Raw genomic sequence first — 6,452 nt, 5'->3', positions numbered from 1 at the left:
TGTTGGTGGTCAACTGGTTCGGTTGGTCTTGCTCGCAGCCGACCGCGAAGGTGTCGCTTCTGGATGATCCAGCACCTGATCGGCTTCGAGAAGGCCGGCATCTTCCGTCCGGGCAGGCCGGCGATCTGCAGCGATCCGCTGCCGCCGCAATCGCTGATCGACCACGCGCACACCATCGGCGCCGATCTGTGGCTGCTGGGCCGCGACTTCAACTACCAGGGCGACAAGCAGCAGTGGGCCTACGGCGGCCGCAACCAGCGCCGCAATTCGCTCGCGTATCCGGCGCTGCGCGGCGCCGACGGCCGAGCTGCTGAACGCGGCGGCCGCGCTGGCGGCGCTGGAAGCGCTGCGCAACGAGCTGCCGGTGGGCGCGCGGCGAGGTCGCGCACGGGCCTCGCGCTGGTCGAGCTGCCGGGCCGCTTCCAGGTGCTGGCGGGCCGTCCGACGACGATCCTCGACGTCGCCCACAACCCGCACGCGGCGGCGACCTTCGGCGCCAGAGCCTGAGCAACATGGGGTTCCACCGGTTTACCTACGGCAGTGCTCGGCGTCATCCAGGACAAGGACATCGACGCCGTCGTCGCCCACATGGCGCCATACGTCGACCACTGGTGCGTGGCGGCGCTGCCGTCGCCCCGTTCGGCCGACCCGGCCGTGCTGGCCGCGAAGCTCGAAGCGTTCCGGCCGGCGGATGCCAGGGACGGCGAATTTTCCGTCAAAACGTTCGCGAATCCGGCGGAGGCATTCGCAGATGCAACGAGCCGGGCCGGACAGGATGATAGAATAGTGGTCTTTGGCTCGTTCTACACCGTGGCTGGCGTGATGGCGGCCCGTAAATCCTCTCTTCATTGACGTGACACCGCATGGGCTTGTTCTCCCGTAAAAGCAAGCAGGACCGCCTCACCGAGGACAGTGGCCGCTTCTACAGCAAGGATGACGACGCCGCGATCGGCGAGCGCGCCCGCGCCAAGCGTGCGAGCAATGCCGGCGGGGGCGCGTCGCGCCGTCCCGGCGTCGACCCCATGCTGCCCGAAAAGAAGCGCGCCCGGCGCCGTCTCGTCGGCGCCATCGCGCTGGCGCTGGCCGCCGCCGTCGGCCTGCCGATGCTGCTCGATTCCGAACCCAAGCCCCTCGCCGGCGACATCGCGATCCAGATCCCCGCGAAGGACAAGGCGGCGCCGCTGCCCGTGCCTGCCGCCGATAAGCCCGTGTCCGCCGCCGACAGCGTCGACAAGGGCGAGGAAGTGGTCGACGCGCCACCCCCGACGCCTGCTCCAAAAGCGCCGGCCGCCGTCGCCGCCGCCAAGCCGGAGAGCGCCGCCGCCGTGACCGCACCGAAGCCGGAACCCAAGGTCGAGCACAAGCCGGAAGCCAGGCCCGAGCCCGCGAAACCCGAGCACAAGGACGCGAAAGCCGAGGCGCGCCTCGCCGAGAAGGAGAAGGCGGAACGGGACAAGGCGGAGCACGACAAGGCCGAACACGACAGGGCCGAGCGCCTCGCGCGCGAAGCCCGCGCCGAGAAGGAAAAGCCGGCCAAGTCGCATGACGACGCGGCCCGCGCCATGGCGATCCTGGAAGGCAAGCAGGCCGAGAAGGCCGCCGAGAAGGACAAGGCGGCCGAGTCCGGATCGCAGAAATTCGTGCTGCAGGTCGCGGCACTGTCGAGCCAGGAAAAGGCGGCCGAAGTGCAGGCCCGGTTGCGCGAAGCGGGCATCTCGTCGTACACGCAAAAGACGAACACGCCGGCCGGCGAACTGATCCGCGTACGGGTCGGCCCCCTGAACAAGGAAGATGCCGAGAAAGTCCGCGCCGAACTGGGCCGCCTGGGCATGTCCGGTGCCATCAGCCCGGTCTGACGCCGAACCTGTCCGAAACCGATGATGACTGCAAAAGCCGCGCCGTGACGATTTTCGACTACGTGGTCTTGTTCATCCTGGCGTCGTCGGTCGTCATCAGCACCATGCGCGGCCTGGTCAAGGAAATCCTGTCGCTGCTCGGCTGGGTGGCGGCCTTCATCGTCGCCAACGCCTTCGGCGCGAAGCTGGCGCCCATGCTACCATCCGTGATTCCGGGCGAAGCCTTGCGGCTGATCGTCGCCTTCATTGCATTGTTCCTCGGCGTGCGCGTGCTGATGGGCCTGTTGGCCCTCGCGATCGGCGCATTGATCGAGGCCTCCGGCCTGAGCCTGGCCGACCGCGGCCTCGGCGGCCTGTTCGGGTTGGGCCGGGGCATTGTAATCGTGCTGGCCGGCGTCATATTGTGCGGGATGACTTCCATTCCCCAACAGGCTTTCTGGAAAGACGCGCTGCTCTCGCCCATGGCGGAAACCGGAGCGCGCACGGTCAAGCCTTTCTTGCCCGCTGCCTTCGCGCAGCACGTACAGTTTTGAACACTTCTTCACGGTATTAGGAGCACACCATGTGTGGCATCGTCGGCGTCGTCTCGCAAGCCCCCGTCAACCAGCTGTTGTATGACGCATTGCTGCTGCTGCAGCATCGCGGCCAGGATGCGGCGGGGATTGCAACCAATCACAGCAGCATGTTCTCGATGTACAAGGCCAACGGCCTCGTGCGTGACGTTTTCCGCACGCGCAACATGCGTTCGCTGCAAGGCAATTCCGGCATCGGCCACTGCCGCTATCCGACGGCCGGCTCGTCCAGCGAAGAGGAAGCGCAGCCGTTCTACGTGAATGCCCCGTTCGGCATCACCCTGGCGCACAACGGTAACCTGACCAACCAGGAACAGCTGAAGGAAGAACTGTTCCGCAACGACCGCCGCCACGTCAACACGAACTCCGATTCGGAAGTCCTGCTGAACGTGCTCGCCCACGAAATCGCCCAGGCCGCCGACGGCTTCACGCTGGCGCCGGATGCCGTGTTCAAGGCCGTCGCGCACGTGCATCGCCGCGTGCGCGGCGCGTATGCCGTCATCGCGCAGATCGCCGGCCACGGCCTGCTCGCATTCCGCGATCCGTTCGGCATCCGCCCGCTGTGCCTCGGCATCAACGAGACCGAGAACGGTCCCGAATACCTGCTCGCCAGCGAATCCGTCGCCCTCGAAGGACTGGGCTTCCGCTTCGTGCGCGACGTCGCGCCGGGCGAAGCCGTCTGGGTCGACGCCGACAGCCAGCTGCACACGCGCCAGTGCGCCGAGAGATCCCTCGCTGAATCCGTGCGCGTTCGAATACGTGTACCTGGCCCGTCCCGACTCCGTGATCGACGGCGCGTCCGTGTACGCGACCCGCCTGCGCATGGGCGAATACCTGGCCGAGAAGATCCGCAAGGAGATCCCGGTCGAAGAGATCGACGTCGTGATGCCGATCCCGGATTCGTCGCGCCCGGCCGCCATCCAGCTCGCGCTGAAGCTGGGCGTCGAATACCGCGAAGGCTTCATCAAGAACCGCTACATCGGCCGCACGTTCATCATGCCGGGCCAGACGATGCGCCGGAAGTCCGTGCGCCAGAAGCTGAACGCGATCGCGTCCGAGTTCAAGGACAAGAACGTGCTGCTCGTCGACGACTCCATCGTGCGCGGCACGACGAGCCGCGAGATCGTGCAGATGGCGCGTGAATCGGGCGCCCGCAAGGTCTTCTTCGCGTCGGCCGCGCCGCCGGTGCTGTACCCGAACGTGTACGGCATCGACATGCCGACGCGCGACGAGCTGATCGCCCACGGCCGCACCGTCGAGGAAGTGTGCCGCGAGATCACGGCCGACCGCCTCGTGTACCAGGACCTGGACGCGCTGCGCAAGTCGATTTCAGGACGTCAATCCGGCCCTGACGAACGTGGAAGCGTCGTGCTTCGACGGCGTGTACGTGACGGGCGACGTGAGCGCCGGCCTGTCTCGACCAGCTCGAGAGCGTGCGCCACAAGTCGTCCGGCGAATCGTCGGACGACATCGTGCGCACGCAGCTGAACCTGAATCCGCCCGTCGCAGCCGAATAATCCGGGTTTGTTATTGAGGATGGGTGGGCACGCCGTGCCCACGCGTGACGTTCGCATCATGTTGCCTTCCGCGTGGGCACGGGTGTGCCCACCCTACGATGGGCCCATCATTTACCACCGCGCCGAACAAGACCATGAGCGACAAACCAAACTACGGCTTCACCACCACCGTCCTGCACAACGATCGCAGCAAGCCGATCGAACACAACTCCCTGCACAAGCCGATCCACACGTCGGTCGCCTTCGGCTACACCGGACGCGCGCCAGCTGGCCTCGGTCTTCCAGGGCAAGGAACCGGGCTTCCGCTACGGCCGCCAGGGCAACCCGACCGTCGCCGCGCTGGAAGACAAGATCAGCAAGATGGAAGACGGCACCGCCAGCCTGTGCTTCGCCACCGGCATGGCCGCCATCGGCGCGCTCGCGCAGGCGCTCCTGCGCGCGGGCGACCACGTCGTGTCGTCGTCGTTCCTGTTCGGGAATACCAACAGCCTGTGGAACACCGTGGCGGCGCAGGGCACGGAAGTGTCGTTCGTCGATGCGACCGACGTCGCCAACGTCGAAGCGGCACTGAAGCCGAATACGCGCATCGTGTTCGTCGAAACCATCGCCAATCCGCGCACGCAGATCGCGGATCTCGCCCGCATCGGTGAACTGTGCCGCGCGCGCGGCATCCTGTACGTCGTCGACAACACGATGACGACGCCCTACCTGTTCCGTCCGAAAGCCGTCGGCGCGGGCCTCGTCGTGAACGCGCTGACCAAGTCGATCGGCGGCCACGGCATGGCGCTGGGCGGCGCACTGACGGACACCGGCGTGTTCGACTGGAGCGCCTACCCGAACATCGCCGACAACTTCCGCCGCCAGCCGCCGGCCGCGCAGGGCATGGCCCAGCTGCGGGCGAAGGCGCTGCGCGACTTCGGCGCGTCGCTGGCACCGGAAGCGGCGCACCATATCGCGGTCGGCGCCGAGACGCTCGCCCTGCGCATGGACCGCACCTGCGCGAACGCGCTGGCGCTGGCGACGATGCTGGAAGCCGACGATCGCGTGGCCGCCGTCCACTACCCGGGCCTGCCATCGCATCCGCAGCACAAGCTGGCGTCCGAACAGTTCCGCGCTTACGGCTCGCTGTTCAGCTTCGAGCTGAAGGACGGGATCGACTGCTTCGACTACCTGAACCGCCTCGAGGTCGGCATCCCCGCCAGCAACCTGGGCGACACGCGCACGCTCGTCATCCCCGTCGCGCACACGATCTTCTTCGAGATGGGACCGGAGCGCCGCGCCAGCATGGGCATCGCGGAATCGCTGATCCGCGTGTCGGTGGGCATCGAGGACACGGACGACCTGCTGGCCGATTTCGGCAACGCGTTGAACGGCTGAGTCTGTCGTAAAGCTGCGTAAAGCCGGGCGGGTGGATCGCCTTCCCGGTTGAGCACGGACGACGCTGCGGTTATGATCGTTGTGTTGCCATCCCTCTATTCGTAGAATTGCACACCCCATGAAGACTGTCCTGTTTTGCGCCGCACTGCTGTGTGGCGGTGTCGCGTTCGGCGCGCAACCCGTCGCCAGATCCGCCGCCAAATCGTCCGCCAAGGGCGGCGCAGCGAAGCCGGCCGCGGCCGCATCGTCCGCCAACTCCGCCGCCGAGCTCGCGGAAGCGGATGCGCTGTTCGCCAAGAAAGCCTATCCGGAAGCCCTGCAGAAATACACGAAGCTGGCGAACGCCGGCAACGTCATGGCCCAGCAGCACGTGGGCGAAATGTATTTCTATGGCGAGGCGGGCGCGATCGACATGGACCAGGCCGCGCAATGGTTCCAGAAAGCCGCCGCCAAGGGCAATGCCGTCGCCATCGCTTCGCTCGCGCTGATGAAGCAGCGCGAGATGCGCCGCGCCGACCTCGATTACTGGATCGCCAAATACGACGGTTCCGACCTGCGCACGAGCAAACACCGCTGCCCGGCGCCCCGTTTTCCGGCCATGTCCAAGGTGAACGAGGAAATCGACTATTACGGCGGCAAGATGAAGGACTGGGAGGCTTGCCACAACAACTGGGTAAAACATCATGAATGCCGCACTGCCGCTGACCAAGCGCATCCCGGACGACATCGCCAAGCTGATGACGAAGGACGAGACCGACAAGGCGACGGCGCACCTGAAGGAGGTCGGCGACCGCCTGGCGGAAGATACGAAAGTGGCCGGGCGGATGGTCATCGCGGACTTCGACGCCTGGCGCGCGGGCACCGAGGCTTACGTCAAGGAACACAACGAGATGGTCAAGAACGCGCCGCCGCCGGACGACGGCAAATGACCGATGCCGGCCGCCGCCACGGGCGGTTGCCGGCTCGAGCGGTCACCAGATACTTACCCGATCCTTGGGGGCCAGATACATCTTGTCGCCCGGCTTGACGCCGAACGTATCGTAGAAGCCCTGGTTGTTGCGCAGGGTGCCGTTGGTGCGAGGTGCTGGATCATCCAACTAACTCCTCCGTTTTAACCTTAGCAATCTGGT

At 66.2% G+C, this 6,452-nt stretch carries 2 protein-coding genes and 4 pseudogenes; 5 read left to right on the top strand and 1 reads right to left on the bottom strand.

Going from position 1 to position 6,452, the window contains the following annotated elements; genetic code table 11:
- Positions 1-78: 78 nt before the first annotated feature.
- The 5 genes and pseudogenes from ACWNCF_RS00470 to ACWNCF_RS00450 all read left to right on the top strand — a co-directional run.
- Positions 79-852: pseudogene (locus tag ACWNCF_RS00470) on the top strand (glutamate ligase domain-containing protein); the annotation flags it as partial.
- Positions 853-863: 11 nt separating this feature from the next.
- A complete protein-coding gene (locus ACWNCF_RS00465) occupies positions 864-1,856 on the top strand; it encodes an SPOR domain-containing protein (RefSeq protein WP_449405634.1) in 993 nt (330 codons plus the stop codon).
- Between the two features lie 44 nt (positions 1,857-1,900).
- The gene (locus ACWNCF_RS00460) at positions 1,901-2,389 is read left to right on the top strand and encodes a CvpA family protein (protein WP_056440455.1); all 489 of its coding nucleotides are present in this window, start codon (positions 1,901-1,903) and stop codon (positions 2,387-2,389) included.
- 29 nt (positions 2,390-2,418) lie between these two features.
- Positions 2,419-3,945 (top strand): annotated as a pseudogene (gene purF, locus ACWNCF_RS00455) (amidophosphoribosyltransferase).
- A gap of 134 nt (positions 3,946-4,079) precedes the next feature.
- Positions 4,080-5,322, top strand: a pseudogene (locus ACWNCF_RS00450) (cystathionine gamma-synthase family protein).
- A 971-nt stretch (positions 5,323-6,293) separates the two neighbouring features.
- On the opposite strand, the pseudogene ACWNCF_RS00445 reads toward ACWNCF_RS00450, so the two are convergent.
- A pseudogene (locus ACWNCF_RS00445) lies at positions 6,294-6,401 on the bottom strand (M13-type metalloendopeptidase); the annotation flags it as partial.
- Positions 6,402-6,452: the final 51 nt, after the last annotated feature.

The organism is Massilia phosphatilytica, assembly GCF_977014125.1.
The sequence above is the reverse complement of the archived record's forward strand: the minus strand, read 5'-3'. Positions and strand labels throughout refer to the sequence as shown.

Bases quoted from the DNA above. Each gene is read 5' to 3' on its own strand.
- ACWNCF_RS00465 (WP_449405634.1), top strand. From the start codon at position 864: ATGGGCTTGTTCTCCCGTAAAAGCAAGCAGGACCGCCTCACCGAGGAC.